The organism is Streptomyces narbonensis, from assembly GCF_014649015.1.
In the GTDB taxonomy this organism is placed as follows: Bacteria; Actinomycetota; Actinomycetes; order Streptomycetales; family Streptomycetaceae; genus Streptomyces; species Streptomyces narbonensis.
Map to the genome: position 1 here is coordinate 66485 of NZ_BMSF01000023.1, position 26487 is coordinate 92971.

Here is a 26487-nt window from a genome sequence, read left to right on the forward strand (position 1 = left end):
TGCTTCCCGCGCGCGTCCGGTTGCGTGCGCCCCCTCGCCGCTACAGTCCGACGCGGGGGTCCGCACCGCTGGTGGCAGCTCTATCGGAAGGCACAGCACATGGCGCGCGAGTCGGAGTCGGGGCTGCCGATCGAGCCGGTCTACGGGCCTGAGGCCCTGGAGGGTTGGGATCCGGCGGAGCGGTTGGGCGAGCCGGGGGCGTTTCCGTTCACGCGGGGTGTGTATCCGTCGATGTACACGGGGCGGCCGTGGACGATGCGGCAGTACGCGGGTTTCGGTACGGCGTCGGAGTCGAACGCCCGGTACAAGCAGCTGATCGCGAACGGCACGATGGGCCTGTCGGTGGCCTTCGACCTGCCCACGCAGATGGGGCACGACTCGGACGCGGCGATCTCCTCCGGCGAGGTCGGCAAGGTCGGGGTGGCGATCGATTCGGTCGACGACATGCGGGTGCTGTTCGACGGGATTCCGCTGGACAAGGTGTCGACGTCGATGACGATCAACGCTCCGGGTGCGCTGCTGCTGCTCCTGTACCAGTTGGTGGGGGAGGAGCAGGGCGTTCCGGCGGAGCGGCTGACGGGGACGATCCAGAACGACGTGCTGAAGGAGTACATCGCGCGGGGCACGTACATCTTCCCGCCCAAGCCCTCACTGCGCCTGATCGCGGATGTCTTCAAGTACTGCCGGGCCGAGATCCCGAAGTGGAACACGATCTCGATCTCGGGCTATCACATGGCCGAGGCGGGGGCCTCGCCCGCGCAGGAGATCGCGTTCACGCTGGCGGACGGGATCGAGTACGTGCGCACGGCGGTGGCGGCCGGTATGGACGTGGACGACTTCGCGCCGCGTCTGTCGTTCTTCTTCGTGGCGCGGACGACGATCCTGGAGGAGGTGGCGAAGTTCCGTGCGGCCCGCCGGATCTGGGCTCGGGTGATGCGGGAGGAGTTCGGGGCGCGGAACCCGAAGTCGCTGATGCTCCGCTTCCACACCCAGACCGCCGGTGTGCAGCTGACGGCGCAGCAGCCGGAGGTCAACCTGGTGCGTGTGGCGGTCCAGGGGCTGGCGGCGGTCCTGGGCGGTACGCAGTCGCTGCACACGAACTCCTTCGATGAGGCGATCGCGCTGCCGACGGACAAGTCGGCCCGCCTGGCGCTGCGCACGCAGCAGGTGCTGGCGTACGAGACGGACGTGACCGCCACCGTGGATCCGTTCGCCGGTTCGTACGTGGTCGAGAAGATGACGGACGACGTGGAGGCGGTGGCCCTCGACCTGATGGGCAGGGTCGAGGCGATGGGCGGGGCGGTCGCGGCGATCGAGCGCGGTTTCCAGAAGGGGGAGATCGAGCGCTCGGCGTACCGGATCGCGCAGCAGACCGACAGCGGCGAGCGGGTCGTCGTCGGCGTCAACCGCTACACGATCGACGTCGAGGAACCCTACGAGCCCCTGCGCGTCGACCCGGCCATCGAGGCCCAGCAGGCCGAGCGCCTCGCCGCGCTCCGTGCCGAGCGCGACCAGGAGGCCGTGGACGCGGCGCTGGCGGAGCTGAAGAGGGCGGCGGAGGGCACCGACAACGTCCTCTATCCGATGAAGGACGCGCTCAGGGCCAGGGCCACCGTCGGCGAGGTCTGCAACGCCCTGCGCGAGGTCTGGGGCACCTACGTCCCCAGCGACGCCTTCTAGCGACCAGGGGGCGCGTAGAGGCAGGTCACGCAGGTCACGCAGGTCACAGCGGAGTGTCGCACCCGTGTGCGACACTCCGCTCCATGCTGGGTGTCATCGATCTGCCGACCTATCTCGTGGGGCTCGTCCTCATCATCCTCCTGCCGGGGCCGAACTCGCTGTACGTGCTGTCCGTCGCCGCCCGCAAGGGCACGCGGACCGCGTACAAGGCCGCCGCCGGAGTCTTCACCGGGGACGCGGTCCTGATGACACTGGCCGCCCTCGGTGCGGCCTCGCTCCTCCAGACCACCCCGCTCCTCTTCACCGTCGTGAAGTACGCGGGCGCCGGCTACCTGGCCTGGATGGCGTACGGGATGCTGCGGGCCGCCTGGGCGATGTGGCGCGGACGGGGCGGTTCGGCGGACGACGAGGCGGAGCAGGCCCCGGCCGGGGCGGCGGAGCGTCCGTACCGCCGCGCGCTGCTCATCAGCCTGTTCAACCCGAAGGCGATCCTCTTCCTGATCTCGTTCTTCGTGCAGTTCGTCGACCCCGGATACGCCTACCCGGCGCTGTCCTTCCTGGTCCTCGGCACGCTGCTCCAGCTCGGCAGCTTCCTCTATCTGACGACCCTGATATTCGGCGGGACGCGGCTCGCAGCCGCCTTCCGGAGCCGTCGGCGGCTCTCGGCCGGGGCGACCTCGGCGGCGGGCGCGCTCTTCCTCGGCTTCGCGGTGAAGCTGTCCCTCAGCAGCGCCGCCTGACCGGTCGACCCTTCCGATCGCCCGGCCCTTCCGCCGCTCGATCCTCCGGCCGCTTGACCCTGACACCGTGTGAGGCCGTTCCGTAGGGGGCGTCATGTTCATCATCGGAGACTTCGCCCGGCACGGGCGGGTGTCGGTCCGCATGCTGCGTCACTACGACGCCATCGGACTGCTGCGCCCGGCCCGGGTCGACCCGCACTCGGGCTACCGCTTCTACACCGCGGAGCAGCTCGCCCGGCTCAACCGCGTCATCGCGCTCAAGGACCTCGGCTTCACCCTCGAACAGGTGGGGGCGATCCTCGACGAGCAGATCGACGCGGACGAGCTGCGGGGCATGCTGCGTCTGCGCCAGGCCGAGCTGGAAGCGGCCCTGGAGGCGGCGCGGGCCCGGCTCAACCAGGTCGGCGCGAGGCTCCGAGCCATCGAGACGGAGGGACGCATGTCCACCCAGGACGTCGTCGTCAAGAAGATCCCCGCCGTGCGGATCGCCGAACTGAGCACGGTCGCCGCGAGCTTCGGCCCGCACGACATCGGTCCGGCCATCGGGCCGCTGTACGAGGACCTGTGCGGCCGTCTGGAGGCCGCCGGCGTCACCGGCTTCGGCCCGGGGATCGCGTACTACGAGGACGCGGGCAAGGGGGACGGTTCCGTCCTGGTGCACGCCGGCATGACGGTCCCGGAGGGGACGGTCGTCGAGGGCGTCAAGGTGCACGTCCTGCCCGGCATCGAGCAGGCCGCGACCATCGTCCACCGGGGCTCGATGGACACCATCCTGCCGACGGCGCAGACGCTGGCCCGCTGGATGGACACCAACGGCTACGTGTCCGAGCACTACGCGCGCGAGCTGTACCTGGAGTGCCCGGAGGACCGTACGCAGTGGGTGACGGAGCTCCAGGAGGCGATCGTCCGCGCCTGAGCCGAGGGTGAGGAGGGGCCCGGGACCCCCGCACGGGTCCCGGGCCCGAGTGTGAGGAGGGGCTCGGGGCCCCCGCACGGGTCCCGGGCCCTGGCTCTGTCCGGGCGGCTCGCTCACGGCGCGCCGCCCTCCGGCCGTCCTACTTCCGGGCGGCGCTCCGCTTCCGCAGCTCCTTGCGCAGCCGCAGCGCGCGCCGGGCCAGGCGGCGGACCTTCGGGTGCCGGGGGATCGGGAGGCCGCCCGGCAGGTCGAGGACGGTGAGGCGGCGGCGGGTGAAGTGCTGCCGGGTGAGCTCGGCGTGCGGGCCCGACAGGTGCCGCGCCGCAGCCTCCCGCAGGTCCGCCCGGATCTTCGGCTGCATCGCGAAGCCGACCGCGGCGACCAGGTCGTTGAGCTCGGCCACGGACGGGACGGGTCCGGCCGGCTCGTCCGCGCCGCCCTCCTCCAGGGGCGGGACGACCGCGTCCACCACCGTGAGCGGGATCCGGTTGCTGTTCTGGAAGGGGGTGAGCCGCTCCAGGAGCGTGCCCGTGCCGACCCGGGCCACCGGCAGCCCGTAGAAGGACCGGGCCGTGAGCAGCGCCGTGGAGAAGCAGCCGACCACGAGCGCGGGCCGCAGCTCGCGGTAGAGCACCTCGGCGAGCACGGTCCTGTCCTCGACGGTCAGTTCGGCGCCGAGCCGCTCCGCCTCGTCCACCAGCGCCCGGGACCAGGCGTCGGGGGCCGTCGGGTGCGGCTTGAAGACGAGCCTGCGGTGGCCGCGGGCGACGGCCCCGCGGACCATCCGCAGGTGCAGCTCCTCCTCGTCGGCGACCGTCAGCAGCTTCAGGGCGGCCAGGTACTGGCCGAGGAGGAGCGCCGGGCCCTCCGCCGCGGCCGCAGCCGCCGGCCCGGCCGCCCCCGCGACCGGTCCGGACAGCTCCTCGACGACCTTCGTGAAGGCCTCCGCCGGTACGGCCTCCGGGACGGCCCCGAACTCGGCGAGCAGCAGGGGTTCGAGCCCGGGGACGAGGTCGAGGTGGAGGAGTCGGCGGACCCGCCCCCCGATCATCGGGTCGATCTTGTTCCGGGTCGGTCCGTAGCTCATCAGGCCGTCGGCGTAGACGGTGACGGGTGCGTCGGGCAGCAGCTGGGCGATGGCGAGCGCGGGCGTCACCTGGGGGGATTCCAGGGCCAGTTCGACCCGGTCGCCGCCGAGGTCCCAGATCCGCCGCAGATGGCGCTGGAGCATCGGCAGGTCGCTGCCGCGGGGCGTCCAGCCGGCGGGGTGGAGCGGGGAGATAGTCTCGTTCCAGGACAGCACGGAGTCGAAGCGGCCGCGCAGCCGCTCGAAGCCCTCGGCCTCGTCGACGGCCGGGGTGGTCTCCGGCACGGCGGCGTTGTTGGTGACGAGCAGGATCCGGCGGTCTGCCCGGCCGAAGCAGCCGCTGTCCAGCGCGGCGGCCAGGGTCGCGGCGCCGTAGAGGGTGGAGGCGCAGAAGATCTGGGTCGTACGTCGGGCGCTCATGCCGCCACCTCCGGGGAACCCTGCACGGAAGCCCCGGACACCGGCGCCGAGGCCTGCCCGGAAGCCGACGCCGAAGCCGAAGCCGACGCCGGACCCGACGCCGATACCGATACCGATACCGACGCCGGTGTCGGATCGGGTGCCGCCGGTGGCGGTGCCGGGCGCTGCTTCCGCAGCTTGCGCAGCATCGCCGCGCGGTCCCCGCCCATCGCGGTCAGCGCCTCGTCGAGGACGCCCTGCGGCATCCGGCGCAGCGCGCCCGCGCTCATCGCCTTCAGCAGGTCGGCCACTTCGGGTTCGAATCGTCCGATGCCGCCGATGTGATGGGAAATCAGTGCGCAATAGGTACGGACGGCCTTGGGGAGAAGGAGATCCGCGGCCGGATCCTTTGCCGTTTCCTCGATAACCTGGTCGAATGCGCGGATGAAATCCAATTGTCGGACGTCGCCGATCTGGGTGAGCGAGGTCGAGACTCCGCGCCGGTAGAAGACGCCGAGCTCGCCGATCGCCGCGAACGATTCCGCCTCGCGGTGCAGCTTCCAGATCCAGGGCCGGTCCTCGGCCGTCCGCAGGCCGTGCGGGAAGTGGAGGAGCCCGCGCTCCATGAGTCGTCGGTGGTAGATCCCGGCCCACGCGTACGGATAGTCGACGGAGGTCGTCCGGTGGGCCGGCAGTATCGCCTCGCGCGGGTCGAAGACCTCGCCGCGGCGGGGGACCGGGACGCGGCGGACCGCGCGGTTGCGGCCGGAGACGGAGACGTGGTCGGTGCGCAGGAAGTCGCAGCCCAGCTCGTCCATGGCGGCGACGAGCCGCCCGTAGTAGCCGTGGGCGAGCCAGTCGTCCCCGTCGAGGAAGGTGACGTACTCGCCGCGGGCCGCGTCGAGGCCCGTATTGCGCGCCGTGGCGAGTCCTTCGTTGCGTTCGTGCCTGAGCAGGACGGCACCCGGGACGTCGCGTACGGCCCGTTCGAGGATTTCGGGCGTCCCGTCGGACGAGCAGTCGTCGACGAGCAGGAACTCGAAGTCCTCGCGGGCGTTGGCACGCAGGCTTGTGAGGGTGTCGGGGGCATATGTCTGCACGTTGAAGAACGGCACGACCACGGAGAGCTTGACCACGCGGCCGACGCTAGGCGCCGCCCCGGCACTCCCTCCGACCGGTGGGGGGACATTCGGTGAACACCAAGCGGCGGGCCGATTAACCGCCTTTGCCCGAAAGGGAATTCACCTCCCGTCCGGGGAGATTCCGACGGGCCGACGACCCGATTAACAAGTCGGTGAGGCGCTGTTCACCCGTTGTTGTGTCTCAGTTGGGCCGGAAAGCGGAATGCCCTTCTAGCGTCCTCGACGTGCCAGCAAGTACCCACGAGGCAGTACGAGCAGCCGTACTCGCCGACTCCGACACCCGGTGGAAATGGGGGGCCCTCACGGCCCGCCGCATCACCACGGCGACAGCCGAACCCACCGGATTCGTCCTGCGCGGACGGGCCACCCCGACCCCGCGCCAGCTCGCCGAGACCGGGGTGTCCACGACCACCCCGAGCGAGGTGACGGGCGCGGACTTCCTCCGTGCCGTACGGGACGCGGAGGAGCGCGGAGAGGGATACGACGTCATCGTCCTCGCCCTGGTCGGCGGCACCGTCCGAGCCGTCCTCCAGGGGCTGGCCGACCTGGCCCTGACCCGGCGCCCGGTGATCGTCACCGGGTATGTCGGCGTCGTCTACGAGAAGCTCACCGACGGGCTCCTCCTGCGCCACGGCGCCGACGTCGTCCTCGCCAACTCCCGGCACGACGCCGAGCGGTTCCGGGCCGTCTACGAGGGCGTGGGCGCCGGCTCCGACTCGGTCGTCGAGGCCGCCCTGCCCTTCCTCGGCGGCGCCCCGCACGCCCCCGAACCCGGCCGCGACACCCTCGTCTTCGCCGCCCAGCCGTCCGTGCCCGCCACCCGGGCCGAACGCTCCTACGTCCTGCGGCGGTTGATCGACCACGCCCGCCTCCACCCCGGCCGCGAGGTACTCCTCAAGCTCCGCTCCAAGCCCGGCGAACACACCACGCACCTGGAGGAGTTCCCCTTCCAGAAGCTGGTCCGCGACCTCGACCCGCCCGCCAACTTCCGTCTCGTGTACGGGCACATGGGCGAGGTCCTCGACCGGACCGACCTCCTGGTCACCGTCTCCTCCACGGCCGCGCTCGAAGCCCTCCACCGCCGGATCCCCACCGCGATCCTCACCGACCTCGGGGTCCGCGAGGCGCTCGGGAACCACCACTTCGTCGGCTCCGGCCTGCTGGCCTCCTTCGACGGGCTCGACAAGGGGCTCGCCCCGACACCCGACGCGAGCTGGCTCGCCCGTCAGGGCGTGGCCTCCGACACCCCGTACGACGAAGCCTTCGACGCGGCCCGCGACCGGGTCGCCGCACTCCTCGCGCTCCCCGCGCTGCCCCCGATCACCCCCTACTACACAGCGGAGACGGCCCCCGGCTACCTGCCCGGGATCCTCGCCCGCCACCGCCTGGACGTCACCGCGCCCGAGCCCCGCGAGAGCGGCCTGCGCCGGGTCGTCCGGGAGGCGGCGCGGGGCGCGTACCGGCACGGCGTGCAGCGCGTGGCCCCCGTCATCCGCCGGCTGGGAGAACTCTGATGCCGACGACACCACCGCCGACCGCCCCCACCGTGCTCGCCGTGATCCCCGCCCGGGGCGGCTCCAAGGGCGTCCCCGCCAAGAACCTCGCCCCCGTGGCAGGCGTCCCGCTCGTGGCCCGCGCCGTGCGCGCCTGCCTCGGCGCCCGCCCGGTCACCCACGTCGTGGTCTCCACCGACGACGCGGCCATCGCGGCCGCGGCCCGCTCCGCCGGAGCCGAGGCCGTGCACCGCCCCGCCGAGATCGCGGGCGACACCGCGACCAGCGAGGCCGCCGTCCTGCACGCGATGGACGCCTTCGAGGCCACCCACGGCCGGCCGGCCGACGCCGTCCTCCTCGTCCAGTGCACGAGCCCCTTCCTCACCTCCGCCGAGGTCGCCGAGACCGCCGAGCGGATCACCTCGGGCGCCGCCGACACCGCCTTCACCGCCGCCCCCTCGCACGGCTTCCTCTGGCGCGATCCCCAGGACGGCGCGACAGGGGCCACCGGCGTCAACCACGACAAGGCGCACCGCCCCCGCCGCCAGGACCGGGAGCCCGAGTACCTGGAGACCGGCGCCGTCTACGCCATGGACGCGGCCGGCTTCCGTACCCACGGACACCGCTTCTTCGGCCGCACCGCGCTCGTCGTCACCGACCCCGCCCGGGTCCTGGAGATCGACGACCCGCACGACCTCGCCCGCGCCAAGGCCCTCGCGCCGCTCCTCGACGCGCCCGTCACGCCCGGCTTCGCCGACGTCGACGCCGTCGTCCTCGACTTCGACGGCACCCAGACCGACGACCGGGTCCACCTCGACGCCGAGGGACGCGAGTTCGTCTCCGCGCACCGCGGCGACGGCCTCGGCATCGCGGCCCTGCGCCGCGCCGGCCTCCCCGTCCTCATCCTCTCCACCGAACAGAACGCCGTCGTCGCCGCCCGCGCCCGCAAGCTCAGGATCCCCGTCCTGCACGGCATCGACCGCAAGGACCGGGCCCTCAAGGAGTGGTGCGAGGCCGAGGGCATCGACCCGCAGCGCGTGCTCTACGCCGGCAACGACGTCAACGACCTGCCCTGCTTCCACCTCGTCGGCTGGCCCGTCGCGGTGAGCAGCGCCCACGACTCCGTACGGGCCGCGGCCCGCGCGGTCACCGCCACCCCCGGCGGTTCCGGAGCGATCCGCGAGATCGCCGCCTGGCTCCTCGGGCCCGAGCTCGACACCCCCGCACCCCGCATCCCCAACTCCTAAGGAACAGCACCATGAGCACCCGTCTGCGCACCTTCGGCTCGAAGACCGCCGGCCCCGGCCGCCCCGTCTACATCACCGGCGAGATCGGCATCAACCACAACGGCGAACTCGACAACGCCCTCGCGCTCATCGACGTCGCCGCCGAGGCCGGCTGTGACGCCGTCAAGTTCCAGAAGCGCACCCCGGAGATCTGCACTCCGCGCGACCAGTGGGACATCGAGCGGGACACCCCCTGGGGCCGGATGACCTACATCGACTACCGCCACCGCGTGGAGTTCGGCGAGGACGAGTACCGCGCCATCGACGAGCACTGCAGGAAGCAGGGCATCGACTGGTTCGCCTCCCCGTGGGACACCGAGGCCGTCGCCTTCCTGGAGAAGTTCGACGTCCCCGCCCACAAGGTCGCCTCGGCCTCCCTCACCGACGACGAGCTGCTGCGCGAGCTCCGCGCCACCGGCCGCACGGTCATCCTCTCCACGGGCATGTCCACCCCGAAGCAGATCCGCCACGCGGTCGAGGTCCTCGGCTCGGACAACATCCTGCTCTGCCACGCCACCTCGACCTACCCGGCCAAGGCCGAGGAGCTCAACCTCCGCGTGATCGACACGCTGAAGGAGGAGTACCCGAACGTCCCGATCGGCTACTCCGGCCACGAGACCGGCCTGCAGACCACCCTCGCCGCCGTCGCCCTCGGTGCCACCTTCGTCGAGCGCCACATCACCCTCGACCGCGCGATGTGGGGCTCCGACCAGGCCGCCTCCGTCGAGCCGCAGGGCCTCCAGCGCCTCGTCCGCGACATCCGCACCATCGAGACCGCCCTCGGCGACGGCATCAAGAAGGTCTACGAGTCGGAGCTCGGCCCGATGAAGAAGCTCCGCCGGGTCCAGGGGCTCGTCGCCGCATGACCGGGCAGCTGGCGTTCGTCGAGAGTCCGGTCCAGCTCCTCAACGTCCTGGAGTGGGCGCACGCGCAGGCGCCCGACCGGGCGCCCGGCGAGCCGCCCGCGCCCGCCCCCACGGTCGTCGTCCTCTCGCCGACCGACCCCATGTCGCGTGGCCAGCTGCGCCGGATGGCCCAGCTGGCCCGCGACGAGGGCCTCACCGTCCACTGGCAGGAGGCCCGCGGCGGCCGGGGCGCGCTCGTCCGCACCCTGCGGCAGCTCGCCCCGCCGCTGCGCCGGGCGGAGCGGGTCATCATCGGCGACCCCTTCTCCCGCTACGTACAGCTGCTCCTGTCGCTCTTCTCCCCCCGACACCTGACGGTGGTCGACGACGGCACCGCCACCATGGAGTTCGCCGCCCAGCTCGGCCGGGGCGAGCGCCTGGTCCGCTGGCACCGCAAGGGGAGCCTGGGCCCGCGCGAGCTGGTCCTCGCCCCCGTGACCACGCTGGCCCGCCGCCGGCTCGCCCCGGCGCGTGGCCGTACGGTCGAGATCTTCACGTCGCTGCCCGTCGAGGCCCCGGCCGGCGTCGAGGTCACGGAGAACTCCTACGCCTGGACCCGGGCCCGCTTCGGCCCCCCGCTGCTGACCGGCGGCGCGGACCTGGTCGGCACCTCGCTCGTCGAGACGGGCGTCGTCGACGCCGACCACTACGCGCGCGTGGTCGCCGAACTGGCCCGCGCCCACGGCGCGACCCGCTACTTCGCGCACCGCCGCGAGAGCGCCGAGAAACTGCACCGCATCGCCGTCGAGACCGGCCTCCAGGTGGTCCGGCCCGATCTGCCCCTGGAGCTGATCGCCCGCCGTGGCCCGATCGGCCGCACCGTCGTCAGCTTCCCGTCCACGGTCGTCCACACCCTCCCGCTGGCCCTCGCCGGTACGGGGGTCAGGGTCGCCGTCATCGAGGTCGCGCCCGAATGGCTGCGGGCCACCGCCTCGCCGCGCGCCCAGGGCTTCCTGTCCGGGGTGGCGGGCACGGCGGCCCACGAGGTCGACCGCCTCACCGCACGAGCCGCAGGAGCCGCCGGAGCCGCCGGGGCCCCTGGGGTGGCCTGACCGGGGCGGCCTGACCGGCTTGTGCGGCCTGATCCCGTCGCTCGGCTCGAAACCGGCGCAGGGTACCCACATGGAAGGGGCTTCATGCCTGCCAAACCGAGATTCTTTCCCCTAACGGGCTGAACTTTTCGTGATCAACGGGCAGTTGACCCTCGAAGGGGCCTACCCTTCAAAAGGTGAACCAGTTGAAGTCCCGTGAGCCAGGCTCCGTCACCCTGCCCGGAACGCTGTCCGCACCCCTGCGCGCCGAACTGATCGCCTTCCGCAGGGACTTGCACATGCACCCCGAGCTGGGCAACCAGGAGTTCCGTACGACCGCAGCGCTCAAGGCCCGCCTGGAGGCGGCCGGCCTCGCGCCGAAGGTCCTGCCGGGCGGCACCGGACTCATCTGTGACATCGGCACCCCGGACCGCCGCCGCCCGATGCTCGCGATCCGCGCCGACCTCGACGCGCTGCCCATCCCCGACGTGAAGACCGTCGCCTACCGCTCCACCGTGGCCAACCGCGCGCACGCCTGCGGACACGACGTCCACACCACCACCGTCCTGGGCGCCGGGCTCGTCCTCGCCGAACTGGACCGGCAGGGTCTCCTCCCGCACGCGGTGCGGCTCCTTTTCCAGCCCGCCGAGGAGGTGCTGCCCGGCGGAGCCGCCGACGCGATCGAGGCCGGTGTGCTCGACGGGGTCGGCCGGATCATCGCCATCCACTGCGACCCCCGGGTGGACGCGGGGAAGATCGGGCTCCGCGTCGGCCCCATCACCTCGGCCTGCGACCGGCTCGAAGTGACCCTCGACGGCCCCGGCGGCCACACCGCCCGCCCGCACCTCACCACGGACCTCGTCACCGCCGCCGCCCGCGTCGCCACCGACGTCCCCGCCGTCCTCGCCCGCCGGGTCGACGCCCGCTCGGGCCTCTCCGTCACCTGGGGCCGCATCGAGGCGGGCCACGCCCCCAACGTCATCCCGCAGCACGCCGAGCTCTCGGGCACCGTCCGCTGCCTCGACCTGCCGACCTGGCGCGAGGCGCCCGACCTGGTCCACGCGGCGATCGACGAGGTCGCGACCCTGCACCGCGCGAAGTCGACCGTGAACTACGTCCGGGGCGTCCCCCCGGTCGTCAACGACTCCGTGGTCACGGAACTCCTCGTCGACGCGATGACCGCCCGCCGCGGGCCGTACGTCATCGAGGACACCGAGCAGAGCCTCGGCGGCGAGGACTTCTCCTGGTACCTGGAGCACGTCCCCGGCGCCATGGCCCGCCTCGGCGTCCGTACTCCCGGCGACACCCGTGTCCGCGACCTGCACGCGGGCGACTTCGACGTGGACGAAAGCTGCATCGAGACGGCCGTGGAACTCTTCACGGCCGCGGCCCTGCTCGACCGCAGGGGCTGAGCGGCCGAGTGCCGTGAACGAACCGAGCGGGAGGCCGCGGACGCGACCTCCCGCTCGGACGGCGGACGGCGTTCAGGTCAGGGCTGCAGGAACACCCGGACCTGCGTGACGCCCACGTTGGGGCTGTCGGAGCAGCGCGCGGCGGAGACGTATCCCGCGCGCGCCGGGTTGCCGTACCGCGTGAACGGCCCGCCGGACGGGCCCTGGCAGGTGACCTGCACCCGGTACTGACGGGCCTCGGAGAAGCCCACGCACTTCGCGTACCCGGTCCACGGGGCGCCCGACGACTTCCATGTCGTGCAGCTCGCGGCCTGCGCCTCCGGCGCCGCCCCGACCAGGCCGGCCGTCACGGCCAGGGCGGCGGAGGCGAGCGCCACGCCGCCGCGGACCGCGGCCGTCAGCGCGGTCACAGACGGACCCGCTCGACGCCGACCTTGTAGATCCCGACGCTGGGGCTGTCGGAACACTTCGCGCTCGACGTCTTGCCGTTGCCGACGGCCTTGCCGTAGATCTCCCACTTGTTGCCGCGCGGGTCGATGCAGGTGACCTTCACCTTCGCGGCCTCCAGCGGGTAGGGCAGCATGCCGGTGCACTTGGCGTAACCGGTGTACGGGGCGCTGCCCGACTTCCAGGTGTCGCAGTCGACGCTGGTCACGGCGCGCTGGGCGGCGGACGCGGTGGGAGCGGTGATCAGCGAGCCGGTCGCGAGTGCGAGGCCGAGCGCGGCGATGACGGTCTTCTTCATGGTTCCCCCTGAGGGCTGTGTGCTCGTGAGATGTCGTCGCGGGCCTGGTCAGGGCCCGCTCCGTTCGATCGGTCGGTCAGGCGCTGAAGGACACGCCGACGCGCAGGACGCCGACGTTCGGGTTGTCCGAGCACTTGGCGGTCGACGTCTCGGTGTTCCGCTTCCACGGGCCGTACACGGTGAACTGGCTGCCGCGGGGGTCCACACAGGTGACCTTCACCCGGAACTTGTCACCCCAGGCGATCTTGCTGCAGTAGGCCGAGCCGGTGTACGGCGCGCGGCTCGACGTCCAGGTGTTGCAGTCGCCGACACTGGCGGCGGAGGCGGCGGGCGCCAGGACCGCGGAACCGCCGAGCAGAGCCGCCGTGATGCCGAACGCGGCGAAGGAGCGTTTCATGGGACTTCCCCCTGTTGTTCTGTTGTTCTGTGGGCCGGTGGGGTGGTCAGCCACGCCGGCCCGATGTGGTCAGAGGAGAGGTATCAAGCCACACAGAGCGTGTGCAAAGGAATACGCAAAAGATCGTCATGTCGAGGTAATGCCGTCCGTCACGCGTGTCGGACCGTCTCCGCGTGGCTACCGTCTGGTACGACTCGCTGGCGTCGATCCGGTAACGACTCATGAACGGGTCTTTAACTGACATCTACGCGCGTTACGATCGCCCGAAACCAGCGCCGGAAGAGGCGCTTTCGGTCAGTCTTGAAGGGACCTCCTCGTGCGCCGGGTATCCAAGATCACCGCCGCGTGTGCTGTCACCGCGGCTCTCGCTCTCACTGCCACCGCCTGCGGGGAGTCCTCCACCGGGGACAGTGGCTCCGACAACGGCGACATCAAGGTCGGCATGGCCTATGACGTCGGTGGCCGTGGCGACAACTCCTTCAACGACTCCGCCGCGCGCGGTCTCGACAAGGCCAAGGCCGAGCTCGGCGTCGAGACCAAGGAGCTCACCGCGAAGAACGGTGAGACCCCGGCGGACCGCGAGCAGCGCCTCGCCTCCCTGGCCGAGGGCGGCTTCAACCCCGTCATCGGTGTCGGCTTCGCCTACAAGGACGCGATCGACAAGGTCGCGGCCAAGTACCCGAAGACCACCTTCGGCCTGGTCGACTCGGTCTCCGAGGCGAAGAACGTCGACTCGATCGTCTTCACCGAGGAGCAGGGCTCCTACCTCGCCGGTGTCGCCGCGGCCCTCAAGTCGAAGGACGGCAAGATCGGCTTCATCGGCGGCGTCGACATCCCGCTGATCAAGAAGTTCGCCGCCGGCTTCCAGCAGGGCGTCAAGGAGACCAAGCCGAACGCGACGGTCCAGATCCAGTACCTGTCCACCGGCACGGACATGTCCGGCTTCGGTGCTCCGGACAAGGGCAAGGCCGCCGCCAAGGGCATGCTCGACAAGGGCATCGACGTCGTCTACGCCGCCGCGGGCGGCTCGGGCGCCGGCGCGATCGAGGCCGTCGCCGCGAAGCCGGGCGCCTGGGCGATCGGTGTCGACTCGGACCAGGCCAAGGACCCGGCCCTGTCGAAGTACGCCGGCTCGATCCTCACCTCGGTCGTCAAGAACGTCGACACCGGCGTCTTCGAGCTCGTCAAGTCCGTCCAGGACGGCAAGCCGATGACCGGCACGCACACCTACTCGCTCGCCGAGGACGGTGTCTCCCTCACCACCACGGGTGACCACCTCAAGGACATCCAGGCCCAGATCGACGAGGCCAAGAAGAAGATCGTCGACGGTCAGATCAAGGTCGCCACGACCCTCTGACCCACGTCGAACGGGGGCCCGGAGAGCGGCTTCGGCCGACACTCCGGGCCCCCTTCACACGTATGTCCGCGGGCAGTTGAACGATTTTCCTGACGCTACGCGCGTAGCGTCAGGGGCTACAGGGTATTTTTCGCCACCGACAGCGCCTGCGTCCCCGCCTCGTCCTCCTCACGCTCCCTGCCTAGGAGAGTGCGTCATCAAAGCCTCCAGCACCAGCAGTCCCAACGCCGTAGAACTCCGCGGCATCACCAAGCGTTTCCCCGGAGTCGTGGCCAACCACGACATCGCCATCACCGTGCGCCGCGGCACCGTCCACGCCCTCGTGGGCGAGAACGGCGCGGGCAAGTCGACGCTGATGAAGATCCTCTACGGCATGCAGAAGCCGGACGAGGGCACCATCACCATCGACGGCGAGCAGGTGACGTTCAACAGCCCCGGCGACGCCATCGCCCGCGGCGTCGGCATGGTGCACCAGCACTTCATGCTCGCCGACAACCTCACCGTCCTCGAGAACGTCGTCCTCGGCTCCGAGAAGCTCTACGGCATCGGCGACAAGGCCCGCGCCAAGATCAAGGAGATCTCCGACGCGTACGGCCTCGGCGTCCGCCCCGACGTCCTCGTCGAGGACCTCGGTGTGGCCGACCGCCAGCGCGTGGAGATCCTCAAGGTCCTCTACCGCGGCGCCCGCACCCTGATCCTCGACGAGCCGACCGCCGTGCTCGTCCCGCAGGAGGTCGACGCGCTGTTCGACAACCTGCGCGAGCTCAAGGCCGAGGGCCTGACGGTCATCTTCATCTCGCACAAGCTGGGCGAGGTCCTGTCGGTCGCCGATGACATCACCGTCATCCGGCGCGGCACGACGGTCGGCACCGCCGACCCGAAGCACACCACCACCAAGCAGCTCGCCGAGCTGATGGTCGGCGCCGAGCTGCCCTCGCCGGAGACCCGCGAGTCGACGGTCACGGACGTCCCGATGCTGACGGTCCAGGACCTGGCGCTCAGCGCCGTCGACCCCGACGGCGTCGTCCGCGCGGTCCTCGGCGGGATCACCTTCACCATCCACAAGGGTGAGGTGCTCGGCATCGCCGGTGTCGAGGGCAACGGCCAGTCGGAGCTCGTCGACACGATCATGGGCATGCGCACCGCCGACGGCGGTGTCGTGACCCTGGACGGCCAGGACATCTCCGCCGCCCCGACGCGCAAGCGCCGCGAGGACGGCATCGGCTGCATCCCCGAGGACCGCCACCGGCACGGTCTGCTCCTGGAGGCCCCCCTCTGGGAGAACCGCATCCTCGGCCACGTCACCGAGAAGCCCAACTCCAAGGGCGCCATCCTCGACCTCAAGGCCGCCCGCAAGGACACCGAGCGGATCGTCCGCGAGTACGACGTCCGGACCCCCGGCATCGACGTCACCGCGGCCTCCCTCTCCGGCGGCAACCAGCAGAAGCTGATCGTCGGCCGCGAGATGAGCCACGACCCCAAGCTGCTGATCGCCGCCCACCCCACCCGCGGCGTGGACGTCGGCGCGCAGGCGCAGATCTGGGACCAGATCCGCGAGGCGCGCCGTGAGGGCCTGGCGGTCCTGCTGATCTCCGCCGACCTGGACGAGCTGATCGGCCTCTCCGACACGCTGCGCGTGATGTACCGCGGCCGGCTCGTGGCGGACGCCGACCCGGCGACCATCACCCCGGAGGAGCTGGGCTCGGCCATGACCGGCGCCGCCGCCGGTCACCTTGAGCACGATGAGAGCCCTGAGAGCCCTGAGGGCACCGACGGCCCGGAGGACGAGGCCCGATGAAGAAGTTCGACAAGGAGCGGGTGCTCCTCGCCATCGCGGCGCCGGTGCTCGCGATCGTCGCCGCGTTCCTGATCACCGCCCTGGTGCTCGCGGCGACCGGCAAGGAGCCGTTCAGCGCCTTCGGGATCATGTTCGACTACGGCGTCAAGTCGGACAGCCAGGTCTACATCATCAACAAGGCGACGACGTACTACCTGGCGGGCATCGCGGTGGCCATCGGCTTCCGGATGAACCTGTTCAACATCGGTGTCGACGGCCAGTACCGTCTCGCCGCCTTCTTCGCCGCCGCCGTCGGTGGCGCGCTGACCCTGCCGGGCATCGTCCAGATCCCGCTGATCATCATCACCGCGATGATCGTCGGCGCCATGTGGGCGGGCATCGCGGGTCTCCTCAAGACCACCCGTGGTGTCAGCGAGGTCGTCTCGACGATCATGCTGAACTTCATCGCGACCGCGATCATCGGCTACCTCCTCCAGCCCGGCCGCCTCGGCCACCTGGACGCGGCCGGGACGAAGGTGGCGACGACCCCGCTGCCGGAGTCCTCGCGCTTCTTCGAGTTCCCGACCACGCCGACCCCGATCTACGGCTTCGTCGTCGTCGCGGTCATCGCGGGCCTCGGCTACTGGTTCACCCTCTCCCGCACCCGCTTCGGCTTCGACCTGCGGACCGTCGGCCAGTCCGAGACGGCTGCCTCGGCGAGCGGTGTGAACGTCAAGAAGATGGTCGTCACGTCCATGCTGATCTCCGGCGCCATGGCCGGTCTGATCGGTATGCCGACGCTGCTCAACGACTCGTACGAGTTCGGCGGCGACTTCCCGGTCGGCATCGGCTTCACCGGTATCGCCATCGCCCTGCTCGGCCGCAACCACCCGATCGGCATCGCGCTCGCCGCGATCCTCTGGGCGTTCCTGGAGCGCGGCGGCCAGCAGCTGGAGTTCGAGAACTACGACCGCGAGATCGTCGGCGTCATGCAGGGCGTCATCGTCCTCTGCGTCGTCATCGCCTACGAGGTCGTCCGCCGCTACGGCCTCAAGCGCCAGCAGCGACAGGTCGGCGAGAAGCTCGCCGCCCAGGCCCGTTCCAACGACACGACGGAGGTGTCGGCGTGAGCGCCACGGCGACTTCCACTCCGCCGCCCGCGGCCCCCAAGGCGGCCGGCGGCAAGGGCGGCCGTACCCGCCTCACCCTGCCCTGGATCCTCCTGATCGTCGCGGGCGGGCTCATCGCCCTCTCCGCCGTGCGGGTCATCACCGGAGCGCAGGACCTCACCTCGGCCGGCCAGATCAGCGCCGCGCTCTCGCTCGCCGTCCCGATCGGCCTCGCCGGTCTCGGCGGTCTGTGGGCCGAGCGCGCGGGCGTGGTCAACATCGGCCTCGAAGGCATGATGATCCTCGGCACCTTCTTCGGTGCCTGGGCCGGCTGGCAGACCGACCCCTGGATCGGCATCCTCGCCGGCATCCTGGGCGGCATGTTCGGCGGTCTGCTGCACGCGGTCGCGACCGTCACCTTCGGTGTCGACCACATCATCTCCGGCATCGCGATCAACATCCTCGCGGTCGGTGTCACGACCTACTTCGCCAAGCTGTGGTTCAACTCCGGCGAGGCGGCGGCCAAGGGCGGCAGCCCGAAGCAGTCCCCGCCGGCCGAGGAGATCACCTCGGTCACCGTGCCGGGTCTGTCCGACTGGCTCGCCGACATCGAGCAGCACCACTGGTTCCTGCTCTCGGACATCGCCGGCATCCTCGGCGGCCTGGTCACCAACGTCTCGGTGGTCACGATCATCGCGGTGCTGCTGATCATCGGCACGTTCTTCGTGCTGTGGAAGACCTCGTTCGGTCTGCGGCTGCGCTCCTGCGGCGAGAACCCGATCGCGGCCGAGTCCCTCGGCGTCAACGTGTACAAGTACAAGTACATCGCCGTCATCGTCTCGGGCGGCCTGGCCGGCCTCGGCGGTGCCTTCCTCTCGCTGGTCACCTCGCACATCTACAACGAGGGCCAGACCGGTGGCCGCGGCTACATCGGCCTCGCGGCGATGATCTTCGGTAACTGGCGTCCGGGCGGCCTCGCGATGGGCGCGGGCCTGTTCGGCTTCGCCGACGCGCTCCAGCTCCGCAGCGGCGGCGAGTCCGTGCACGCGCTGCTCCTGCTGCTCTTCGCGATCCTCGTCGTCCTGGCGGCCTGGAAGGCGTACAAGAAGCGCTGGATCACGTCCTCGATCAGCATCGTCATCGGTGTCGGCGTCCTCATCTGGTACCTCGGTACGGAGACGGTCCCGGTCGAGTTCGTCAGCGCGACCCCGTACGTGGTCACCCTGCTGGTCCTCTCGCTCTCCGCGCAGCGCCTGCGGATGCCGAAGGCCGACGGCATGCGGTACCGCAAGGGCGAGGGCAAGTGACGACGGCCCTTCCCGAGGCCGACTGGGAGGCCCTGCGGGTCTCGGCGCGCGAGGCCATGTCCCGCGCGTACGCCCCCTACTCGGGCTACCCGGTCGGCGCGGCGGCCCGTGTGGACGACGGGCGGACGGTCTCCGGCTGCAACGTGGAGAACGCCTCCTTCGGACTGGGTCTGTGCGCCGAGTGCGGTCTGGTCTCGCAGCTCCAGGCGACCGGCGGCGGCCGTCTGACGCACTTCGTGTGCGTGGACGGCCTGGGCGAGTCCCTGGTGCCGTGCGGCCGGTGCCGCCAGCTCCTCTTCGAGTTCGGCGGCCCCGAGCTCGTCCTGGAGACGCCCGCAGGGTTCCTGACCCTGGCCGAGATGCTCCCGCAGGCCTTCGGCCCGGACCACCTCAGGAAGTAGTTCCTCGGAGCGGCCCTTCCGGCACGATGGAAGGGCCGCTCTTCCTTTCCCTCTCTATGCGCGTAGAAAGAGGCACCACCATGGACGTCATCTCCGTCATCCGCACGAAGCGGGACAAGGGCGAGCTGAGCCCGGAGCAGATCGACTGGGTCATCGACGCCTACACCCGCGGCGTCGTCGCCGACGAGCAGATGTCCGCCCTGGCCATGGCGATCCTGTTGAACGGCATGAACCGCGACGAGATCGCCCGCTGGACGGCGGCCATGATCGCCTCCGGCGAGCGCATGGACTTCTCCTCGCTCTCCCGCCCGACCTCCGACAAGCACTCCACCGGCGGCGTCGGCGACAAGATCACCCTCCCGCTCGCCCCGCTCGTCGCCGCCTGCGGCGCGGCCGTCCCGCAGCTCTCCGGCCGCGGGCTCGGCCACACCGGCGGCACCCTCGACAAGCTGGAGTCCATCCCCGGCTGGCGCGCGCTGCTCTCCAACGACGAGATGCTGCACGTCCTCGACACCACGGGCGCCGTCATCTGCGCGGCCGGTGACGGCCTGGCCCCCGCGGACAAGAAGCTCTACGCGCTCCGCGACGTCACCGGCACCGTCGAGGCCATCCCGCTGATCGCCTCCTCGATCATGTCGAAGAAGATCGCCGAGGGCACCGGCTCGCTCGTCCTGGACGTCAAGGTCGGCACCGGCGCGTTCATGAAGACCATCGAGGACGCCCGCGAGCTGGCCTCCACCATGGTGCAGCTCGGCACCGACAGCGGCGTGAAGACGGTCGCGCTGCTCACCGACATGTCGACCCCGCTCGGCCTGACCGCGGGCAACGCCCTGGAGGTCCGCGAGTCCGTCGAGGTCCTGGCCGGCGGCGGCCCCGCGGACGTCGTCGAGCTGACGATCGCGCTCGCCCGCGAGATGCTCGACGCGGCCGGCATCAAGGACGCCGACCCGGCGAAGGCGCTCGCCGACGGCTCGGCGATGGACCACTGGCGCCGGATGATCGCGGCCCAGGGCGGCGACCCGGACGCCACCCTCCCGGTCGCCCGCGAGCAGCACGTCGTCACGGCGCCGTCGTCCGGCGTCCTGACCCGCCTCGACGCGTACGACATCGGCGTCGCCGCCTGGCGCCTCGGCGCGGGCCGCGCCCGCAAGGAGGACCCGGTGCAGGCGGGCGCGGGCGTCGAACTGCACGCCAAGCCGGGCGACACGGTGACGGCGGGCCAGCCCCTGCTGACCCTCCACACCGACACCCCGGAGAAGTTCGACTACGCCCTGAAGTCCCTGAACGACTCCTGGGACATCGCGGCGGAGGGCACGTCCTTCACGGCGAACCCGATCGTGCTGGACCGCATCGCGTGAGGACCTGACCGCCTCTGGCATGTGCCAGTGACACCTTCGGGTGAACGGGACCGGTGGACCCCCACCGGTCCCGTTCGGCATGCTGGGGTCGGTGACGCACGGAAAGAGGAACGCCATGAGCGCACTCACCGTCGATCACTCGTCTTATGACTACGAGTGGGACGACCTGGTCCGGATCTGGGAGGAGACGGACGCACCCGAGGGCTGCAAGGTGGAGATCATCGAGGGGATCATCACCGTGTCACCATCGCCGGCTCGCCGTCACAACCTCATCGCCTCGCTCGTGCAGCGCCGACTGATCCGCACGATTCCCGAGGAATGGGCCGTGGTGCAGACTCAGGCGATCGCCACGCCCGCGCGACGGGGCATGTACATTCCGGATCTGGCTGTTCTCCCGATGGCGAGCCTTGACGCGCCGGGCCAGTACGTCGAGGCTGGTGACGTCGAGCTGGTCGCCGAGATCACCGCGCCCTCGAACGCGAACCACGACCGCATCAGTAAGGCCGCCGGATACGCCGCAGCCGGGATTCCCCTCTACCTCCTCATCGATTCCTTCGCCCCGGGTGGTCCCACCACCACTCTCTACGGCGAGCCGAAGGGAGACGTCTACCGCGTGCTGCGTGCGGCCCCGTTCGGCGAGGAGATCCACCTCCCCGCCCCCTTCGACCTCACCCTCGACACCGCCGAGTTCCCCGTCACATGACCAGCAGCCCCACCAGCTCCCGCATGTCGTCGAAGACCACCGTCCCCGGGCCCATCAGCCGGTCCGCCCTGGTCAGGCCCCCGCAGTAGCCGAAGGCTCGCATGCCGGCGGCGCGGGCCGCCTGGACGCCGTACGGGCTGTCCTCGACGACCGCGCAGCGCTCCGGGGCGACGCCCATCGTGGCCGCCGCGTGCAGGAAGAGATCCGGCGCGGGCTTGCCGCGCGCGACGTCGCGGGCGCTGAACATCCGGCCCTCGAAGCGGTCGAGCAGTCCGGCCCGGCCCAGGTTCTTGCGGATGCTGGTGTGGCTGCCGTTGGAGGCGAGGCAGTACGGGACCCGCAGGGCGTCCAGGACGTCCGTGACACCCTCCACGGCCGTCAGCTCCGCGTCCAGCACGTCCTCGTATCGCTGCTTGAAGGGGGCCTGCCAGTCCGGCTCCAGCGGACCTCCCCGGCGCTCCTCCACGATCGCCGTCAGCATGTCGTGCGAGGACCCGACGAAGTACTCGACCACCTCCGCCTCAGTGAAGACGGCCCCCACGGAGGCGAACACCTCCCGGTCCACACGACAGTAGAGCCGCTCGCTGTCCACCAGAACGCCGTCACAGTCGAAGATCACCAGTTCGACAGGGTCGAGAGTCATGATCGAGAGCCTACGCGCCGGAGATCACCGATGACTTCCGGCCCGAAAGGCGGTCTCACCCCATGTGGACACCAGTCAGCCGCTCGTCGTGACCCTGCCCGCCCGCCCCACCCGGGGCGAGGTGGCCCTCCTCTGCGCCGAGATCGGCGCGGCCCCGCCCGGTGACGTCCTCTGCGAGGTCGGCGCGCTCGCGCCCGCCGACCTCGCGGCCGTCGACGCCCTGGCCCGGCTGAAACTCGCCGCCGGGCGAAGGGGTCACCGGATCCGCTTCCACGGAGCGGGGCCCGAGCTCCGGGCCCTGCTCCTCCTCACCGGCCTCGACGGAACGCTAGGCGTCTAGGGCCTGTCCGGCGGATCAGGGTCGGACAGGCCCTAGCCGCGCCGGCAGGTCGAAGAGCGGGAACCACCGCTCGGTGTCGAGGAAGAAGTCCATCCCGGCGACCTTGCCCTCGCGGACCTCCAGGACGATCAGAGCCCACGGGGAGAAGCCGCCCGCCGGGTCCGGATGGTACTGCGCGAACGCCGGGGAGCCGTTCGCCACGGTCGGCACCAGCTTCGAGCCGGCGCAGACCTCGCCGACGCCCAGCATCCAGCCCACGATGTCGTCGTGGCCCTGGAGCCACAGGTCGTACGGCGGCATGGACATGGTCGCGTCCTCGTGGAGGAGCGCGGTGAGGGCCTTCATGTCGTAGCCCTCGAAGGCGGCCACGTACCGCTCGAGGAGCGCCTTCTGCTCCTCGTCCAGCGGGTTCGCCGGGTCGGAGGCGGCCGGTGCCTGCTCGGCGAGGGTCGCGCGGGCCCGCTGGAGGGCGCTGTTGACCGAGGCGACAGAGAGGTCGAGGAGCTCCGCGACCTCGCTCGCCTTCCAGGCGAGAACCTCGCGCAGGATCAGCACGGCCCGCTGCTTGGGCGGCAGGTGCTGGAGGGCGGCGACGAAGGCGAGCCGCACGGATTCACGGGCGAGCGCCGTCTCCGCCGGGTCCCCGGCCGTCGGCATGACCCGCCCGTCGGGGATCGGCTCCAGCCAGGTGATCTCCGGCTGCTTCACCAGCTGCGCCTGGGCGACCGGGGTCGGGGAGGTCAGATCCATCGGCCGCGCCCTCTTGTTGCCCGCGTTCAGCGCGTCCAGGCAGACGTTGGTCGCGATCCGGTAGAGCCAGGACCGCAGCGAGGAGCGGCCCTCGAAGGTGCCGATGGCCTTCCAGGCCCGCACCATCGTGTCCTGTACCGCGTCCTCCGCCTCGAAGGAGGATCCGAGCATCCGGTAGCAGTAACCGGTCAGCTCCCTGCGGTACTTGTCGAGATCTTCGGTCGTCACGGCCGCGGTGTCACTCATCGGGTCCACACCCCACTCACCCCTCACCGGCACCGTTCGGTGCCGGTGAGAGGGAAGCTACCGCAGCGGACTGACAGCGGGGGTCACGTTCCCGGCTTGCGCCCGTAGACGAAGACGTCGTCGCCGTTCCGGAGCATGCTCCAGTACTTCTTGGCGTCGGCCGGCCGCATGTTGACGCAGCCGCCCGAACCCGGCGGGTTCCACATGGACTTGGTCGTCGAGTGGAAGGCCTGGCCGCCGTCGAAGAACTGCGAGTACGGCATCGACACGTGGTAGAGCGTCGACCAGTGGTTGATGTTCCGCATGTAGATCTTCTTGGCGCCCGTACGGGTCTCGGTGCCGTCCTTGCCCGTACGCACCGGCACCGGACCGTACTTGAGGCGCGAGCCGTCCTGGATCCAGGACAGCTGCCGCGTCAGGTCGACGCAGGCGATCCGGCCCTTGTTGGTCGGACACTTGCGGTCCTTGTTCGGGTTGGTCCCGGCCGCCTTCTGCTGGAGCATCGTGTTCATCGTGCGCCAGGTGACCGTCCCCGCGTACCCCGCGGCCGGGGTGATGCCGTGCTTCGACTGGAACGCCTGGATGGCCTTGCAGTCGGCGAGCGACTGGCGGCCGTCGACCGTCCGGCCGAGGAACTTCTCCACCTGCTTCTGGTACGGCCCCGTCGTCACGTTGCAGGACGCGGCCTGCGCCGGAGCCGAACCGAGCGCGATCGTCATCGGCACCACCAGCGCCGTGAGACCGGCCGAGATGCCCGCTCTTCTGCCTATTCGGCTCGTCATTCGCTTCATTTCCGCCTTCTCCCCCTTGGGTCCTGACAAGGAGGACGTCGGAAGGAGCGGGTCAGTTGCAGGCCGCGGCGAGTTGTGGCCGACGGGCCGCGACCCGGGCGCTGTGGCTCCCGTAGAGGGTCACGGACACGACGCCGAGGACCGCGACGAGACCGATCACGACCGTGCCCGCCCAGCCGCCCGCGTGGTAGGCGATGGCGCCGAGCGTGCCGCCAAGGCTGCTGCCGAGGTAGTACGCGGACTGGTAGAGCGCCGAGGCCTGCGCCCGCCCCGTCTTCGCCGTGCGGCTCACCGAGGAGGAGGCGACCGCGTGGCCCGCGAAGAAGCCGGCCGTGATGAGGACGAGCCCCGCCAGGACAGCGGCGAGCGAGTCGGAGAGCGACAGCAGCAGGCCCGCGGCGGTCGTGGACACCGCCAGGTAGAGGGCCCCGCGACGGCCCAGCCGGCCGACGAGCTTCCCGGCGGCGGCCGAGGCGACCGTACCCACCAGGTAGACCAGGAAGATCGAGCCGATCACGCCCTGCGGGAGCGAGAACGGAGCCTCGACCAGGCGGTAGCCGATCACGGTGTACACCGCGCCGAAGACCGTCATGAACAGCGCGCCGATCACGTACAGCCGGACGAGCAGCGGGTCGGACAGGTGCGTCCGAACGGCGCCCGCCAGCGCCTTCGGGTTCAGCGTGCCCGGCGTGAAGTGCCGTGCCTTCGGGAGCAGCGCGCGGAAGGCGACGACGCAGAGCAGCGAGGTCAGGCCGACGGCGGCCAGACCCGCGCGCCAGCCCCACATCTGCGCGACCCAGCCGGTCACGATCCGGCCGCTCATGCCGCCGATCGAGTTGCCCGCGACGAAGAGGCCGATCGCCGCGACCAGCGCCTTGGGGCGGACCTCCTCGGCGAGGTAGGCCATCGCGGAGGCGGGGAGCCCGGCGAGCGCGGCGCCCTGGAGCGCGCGGAGGGCGATCAGCGACTCCAGGTTCGGCGCGAACGGCACCAGGAGCGAGACGGCGACGGCGACCGAGAGGGCGGCGGTCATCATCGCGCGCCGCCCGAAGCGCTCCGAGAGGGCGCTGAGCGGCAGGACACACAGGGCGAGGGCGCCGGTCGCGGCGGAGACCGTCCAGGAGGCGGCGGACGCGGTGGCGCCGAACTCGGCCGAGATGGCCGGGAGAAGGGCCTGCGTGGAGTAGAGGAGGGCGAAGGCGGCCAGTCCGGCGGCGAAGAGCGCGAGGCTCGTCCGGCGGTAGCCGGGGGCTCCGGGGGAAAGGCGGGTGTCGGCGGACGCGCTGGTGGCGGCCGCCTTGGTACTGGCGGGAGGCATGTCTCGAACGTAGGACGATCCGTTTCATGCGTCCAATGCACGGAACTGCTGTAATCGTTCCCATGGCGCATGAGTACAGGTCACAGCCTCGCCTGTCACCGAACAGTAACGAAGAAGACATGGGACTGCTGCTGGCCCCCCGGCTCGCGTACTTCGCGGCCGTCGCCCGGCACGAGCACGTGACCCGGGCCGCGGCCGAGATGGGCGTGCCGCAGTCGACGCTCTCCCGGGCGATGGTCCGGCTCGAACAGGACCTGGGAGTCGCCCTCTTCGCCCGCCGCGGCCGCACGGTCTCCCTCACCCCGGCCGGCCGCCGCTTCCTCACGGCCGCCGAGAAGGCGCTCACCGAGGTCGAGCGGGCCGCCGACACCGTACGGGCCGACGCCGACCCCACCGCGGGACGGGTCGCCTTCGGCTTCCTCCACACGATGGGCTCCGAGACCGTCCCCGGCCTCATCCGGGCCTTCCGCGTCGACCACCCGCGCGTCCGCTTCACCCTCGTCCAGAACTACGGCGAGGCGATGATCGAGCGGCTCAGGGCGGGGGACCTCGACCTCTGCCTGACCTCGCCGGTGCCGGACGCCCCCGACCTGGTGGCCCGGCGCCTCGACGAGCAGCGGCTACGGCTCGTCGTACCCGACGACCACCGGCTCGCGGGCCGCCGGCGCGTCCGCCTCGCCGAGGCCGCCGACGAGACCTTCGTGACCCTGGAGCCCGGCTACGGGCTCCGCCGCATCACCGACGACCTGTGCACCGAGGCCGGCTTCAAGCCGCGCGTCGCCTTCGAGGGCGAGGAGGCCGAGACCCTGCGCGGCCTGGTCGCGGCGGGCCTCGGCGTCGCCCTGCTGCCGCCGCCGGCCGTCCCGCGCCCCGGCGTCGTCGAACTGACCGTCACCGCACCCCGTGCGGTCCGCGAGATCGGCGTCGCCTGGCTCGACGGCCACCCGGACACGGCCCCGGTGGCCGCCTTCAAGAAGTTCCTCCTGAGCAGGCGCGGCCACCTGCTGCCCAAGGACTAGGGGGTGTCGTCACATTCCCGGCCGCGGGGCCGCCCTTCGGGCGACGACGGGAATGTGACGACACCCCCTAGGTGTATTGATCACGAGCGTTGTTGACACTCGGCAGGTCTTGAACATGGCGAAGACCTCCGGTGT

Annotated in this window: 26 protein-coding genes; 17 read left to right on the forward strand and 9 right to left on the reverse strand. The window is 71.1% G+C overall.

Going from position 1 to position 26487, the window contains the following annotated elements; genetic code table 11:
- The first annotated feature begins 99 nt into the window (after window positions 1–99).
- The 3 genes from IE124_RS30980 (at window position 100) to IE124_RS30990 (ending at window position 3336) form a co-directional block, all read left to right on the forward strand.
- Entirely contained in the window at window positions 100–1680 is a 1581-nt protein-coding gene (locus IE124_RS30980) for an acyl-CoA mutase large subunit family protein (RefSeq protein ID WP_189512811.1), read from the forward strand.
- Window positions 1681–1763: 83 nt separating this feature from the next.
- Window positions 1764–2420 carry a leucine efflux protein LeuE gene (gene leuE, locus IE124_RS30985; RefSeq protein WP_189512813.1) on the forward strand — a complete coding sequence of 219 codons (657 nt, stop codon included), beginning with the start codon at window positions 1764–1766 and terminating at the stop codon, window positions 2418–2420.
- A gap of 94 nt (window positions 2421–2514) precedes the next feature.
- Window positions 2515–3336 carry a MerR family transcriptional regulator gene (locus IE124_RS30990; protein WP_189512815.1) on the forward strand — a complete coding sequence of 274 codons (822 nt, stop codon included), beginning with the start codon at window positions 2515–2517 and terminating at the stop codon, window positions 3334–3336.
- 139 nt (window positions 3337–3475) lie between these two features.
- Here the strand turns inward: IE124_RS30990 and IE124_RS30995 are convergent, their stop codons facing one another.
- Together IE124_RS30995 and IE124_RS31000 are read right to left on the reverse strand one after the other, a co-directional pair.
- On the reverse strand, window positions 3476–4843 hold the full coding sequence (locus IE124_RS30995) for an alpha-2,8-polysialyltransferase family protein (protein WP_189512817.1): 1368 nt from the start codon (window positions 4841–4843) through the stop codon (window positions 3476–3478).
- The gene (locus IE124_RS31000) at window positions 4840–5958 is read right to left on the reverse strand and encodes a glycosyltransferase family 2 protein (protein WP_189512819.1); all 1119 of its coding nucleotides are present in this window, start codon (window positions 5956–5958) and stop codon (window positions 4840–4842) included. Before IE124_RS31000 ends, IE124_RS30995 begins: the two co-directional genes overlap by 4 nt.
- A 230-nt stretch (window positions 5959–6188) precedes the next feature.
- Between IE124_RS31000 and IE124_RS31005 the strand changes: the two genes are divergently transcribed.
- The 5 genes from IE124_RS31005 (at window position 6189) to IE124_RS31025 (ending at window position 12091) form a co-directional block, all read left to right on the forward strand.
- Window positions 6189–7478, forward strand: a complete 1290-nt coding sequence (locus IE124_RS31005) for a DUF6716 putative glycosyltransferase (RefSeq protein WP_189512821.1) — start codon at window positions 6189–6191, stop codon at window positions 7476–7478.
- Complete coding sequence (locus IE124_RS31010; protein WP_189512823.1) at window positions 7478–8704, forward strand: acylneuraminate cytidylyltransferase; 1227 nt, start codon at window positions 7478–7480, stop codon at window positions 8702–8704. Before IE124_RS31005 ends, IE124_RS31010 begins: the two co-directional genes overlap by 1 nt.
- 11 nt (window positions 8705–8715) lie before the next feature.
- Window positions 8716–9609 (forward strand): N-acetylneuraminate synthase family protein, encoded by an 894-nt coding sequence (locus tag IE124_RS31015; protein ID WP_189512825.1) that lies wholly within the window; start codon window positions 8716–8718, stop codon window positions 9607–9609.
- A complete protein-coding gene (locus IE124_RS31020; RefSeq protein ID WP_189512827.1) occupies window positions 9606–10700 on the forward strand; it encodes a hypothetical protein in 1095 nt (364 codons plus the stop codon). Before IE124_RS31015 ends, IE124_RS31020 begins: the two co-directional genes overlap by 4 nt.
- Window positions 10701–10876: 176 nt before the next feature.
- Window positions 10877–12091 carry an amidohydrolase gene (locus IE124_RS31025; protein WP_189512829.1) on the forward strand — a complete coding sequence of 405 codons (1215 nt, stop codon included), beginning with the start codon at window positions 10877–10879 and terminating at the stop codon, window positions 12089–12091.
- A gap of 77 nt (window positions 12092–12168) precedes the next feature.
- On the opposite strand, the gene IE124_RS31030 is transcribed toward IE124_RS31025, so the two are convergent.
- The 3 genes from IE124_RS31030 to IE124_RS31040 form a co-directional block, all read right to left on the reverse strand.
- Complete coding sequence (locus IE124_RS31030; protein ID WP_189512831.1) at window positions 12169–12501, reverse strand: hypothetical protein; 333 nt, start codon at window positions 12499–12501, stop codon at window positions 12169–12171.
- Window positions 12498–12836, reverse strand: a complete 339-nt coding sequence (locus tag IE124_RS31035) for a hypothetical protein (RefSeq protein ID WP_189512832.1) — start codon at window positions 12834–12836, stop codon at window positions 12498–12500. Before IE124_RS31035 ends, IE124_RS31030 begins: the two co-directional genes overlap by 4 nt.
- Window positions 12837–12912: 76 nt before the next feature.
- A complete protein-coding gene (locus IE124_RS31040; RefSeq protein WP_189512834.1) occupies window positions 12913–13233 on the reverse strand; it encodes a hypothetical protein in 321 nt (106 codons plus the stop codon).
- Between the two features lie 316 nt (window positions 13234–13549).
- On the opposite strand from IE124_RS31040, the gene IE124_RS31045 reads away from it, so the two are divergent.
- From IE124_RS31045 to IE124_RS31075, 7 genes are all read left to right on the forward strand, one after another.
- Window positions 13550–14590: a BMP family lipoprotein gene (locus tag IE124_RS31045; protein ID WP_189512836.1), complete on the forward strand. Its 1041-nt coding sequence runs from the start codon at window positions 13550–13552 to the stop codon at window positions 14588–14590.
- Window positions 14591–14786: 196 nt separating this feature from the next.
- On the forward strand, window positions 14787–16388 hold the full coding sequence (locus IE124_RS31050) for an ABC transporter ATP-binding protein (protein WP_189512873.1): 1602 nt from the start codon (window positions 14787–14789) through the stop codon (window positions 16386–16388).
- A complete protein-coding gene (locus tag IE124_RS31055; protein WP_189512838.1) occupies window positions 16385–17497 on the forward strand; it encodes an ABC transporter permease in 1113 nt (370 codons plus the stop codon). The genes IE124_RS31050 and IE124_RS31055 overlap by 4 nt, the downstream gene beginning before the upstream one ends.
- Window positions 17494–18783, forward strand: coding sequence for an ABC transporter permease (locus tag IE124_RS31060; protein WP_189512840.1), 1290 nt, complete (start codon window positions 17494–17496; stop codon window positions 18781–18783). Before IE124_RS31055 ends, IE124_RS31060 begins: the two co-directional genes overlap by 4 nt.
- Entirely contained in the window at window positions 18780–19184 is a 405-nt protein-coding gene (locus tag IE124_RS31065; protein ID WP_189512842.1) for a cytidine deaminase, read from the forward strand. Before IE124_RS31060 ends, IE124_RS31065 begins: the two co-directional genes overlap by 4 nt.
- An 80-nt stretch (window positions 19185–19264) precedes the next feature.
- Entirely contained in the window at window positions 19265–20542 is a 1278-nt protein-coding gene (locus IE124_RS31070; RefSeq protein ID WP_189512844.1) for a thymidine phosphorylase, read from the forward strand.
- Window positions 20543–20657: 115 nt separating this feature from the next.
- Window positions 20658–21245: a Uma2 family endonuclease gene (locus tag IE124_RS31075; protein WP_189512846.1), complete on the forward strand. Its 588-nt coding sequence runs from the start codon at window positions 20658–20660 to the stop codon at window positions 21243–21245.
- Here the strand turns inward: IE124_RS31075 and IE124_RS31080 are convergent.
- Window positions 21238–21888: an HAD family hydrolase gene (locus IE124_RS31080; protein WP_189512848.1), complete on the reverse strand. Its 651-nt coding sequence runs from the start codon at window positions 21886–21888 to the stop codon at window positions 21238–21240. The genes IE124_RS31075 and IE124_RS31080 overlap by 8 nt on opposite strands.
- Before the next feature lie 64 nt (window positions 21889–21952).
- Here IE124_RS31080 and IE124_RS31085 point away from each other — a divergent pair, with 64 nt between their 5' ends.
- Window positions 21953–22228 (forward strand): STAS domain-containing protein, encoded by a 276-nt coding sequence (locus tag IE124_RS31085; RefSeq protein ID WP_189512850.1) that lies wholly within the window; start codon window positions 21953–21955, stop codon window positions 22226–22228.
- Between the two features lie 15 nt (window positions 22229–22243).
- Here IE124_RS31085 and IE124_RS31090 read toward each other — a convergent pair whose 3' ends face one another.
- The 3 genes from IE124_RS31090 to IE124_RS31100 form a co-directional block, all read right to left on the reverse strand.
- Entirely contained in the window at window positions 22244–23224 is a 981-nt protein-coding gene (locus IE124_RS31090) for a sigma-70 family RNA polymerase sigma factor (RefSeq protein ID WP_189512852.1), read from the reverse strand.
- Window positions 23225–23307: 83 nt separating this feature from the next.
- Window positions 23308–24015 carry a L,D-transpeptidase gene (locus IE124_RS31095; RefSeq protein WP_189512854.1) on the reverse strand — a complete coding sequence of 236 codons (708 nt, stop codon included), beginning with the start codon at window positions 24013–24015 and terminating at the stop codon, window positions 23308–23310.
- Between the two features lie 52 nt (window positions 24016–24067).
- Window positions 24068–25333, reverse strand: a complete 1266-nt coding sequence (locus IE124_RS31100; protein ID WP_189512856.1) for an MFS transporter — start codon at window positions 25331–25333, stop codon at window positions 24068–24070.
- Between the two features lie 62 nt (window positions 25334–25395).
- Here IE124_RS31100 and IE124_RS31105 point away from each other — a divergent pair, with 62 nt between their 5' ends.
- Window positions 25396–26352, forward strand: coding sequence for a LysR family transcriptional regulator (locus IE124_RS31105; RefSeq protein ID WP_189512858.1), 957 nt, complete (start codon window positions 25396–25398; stop codon window positions 26350–26352).
- Window positions 26353–26487: the final 135 nt, after the last annotated feature.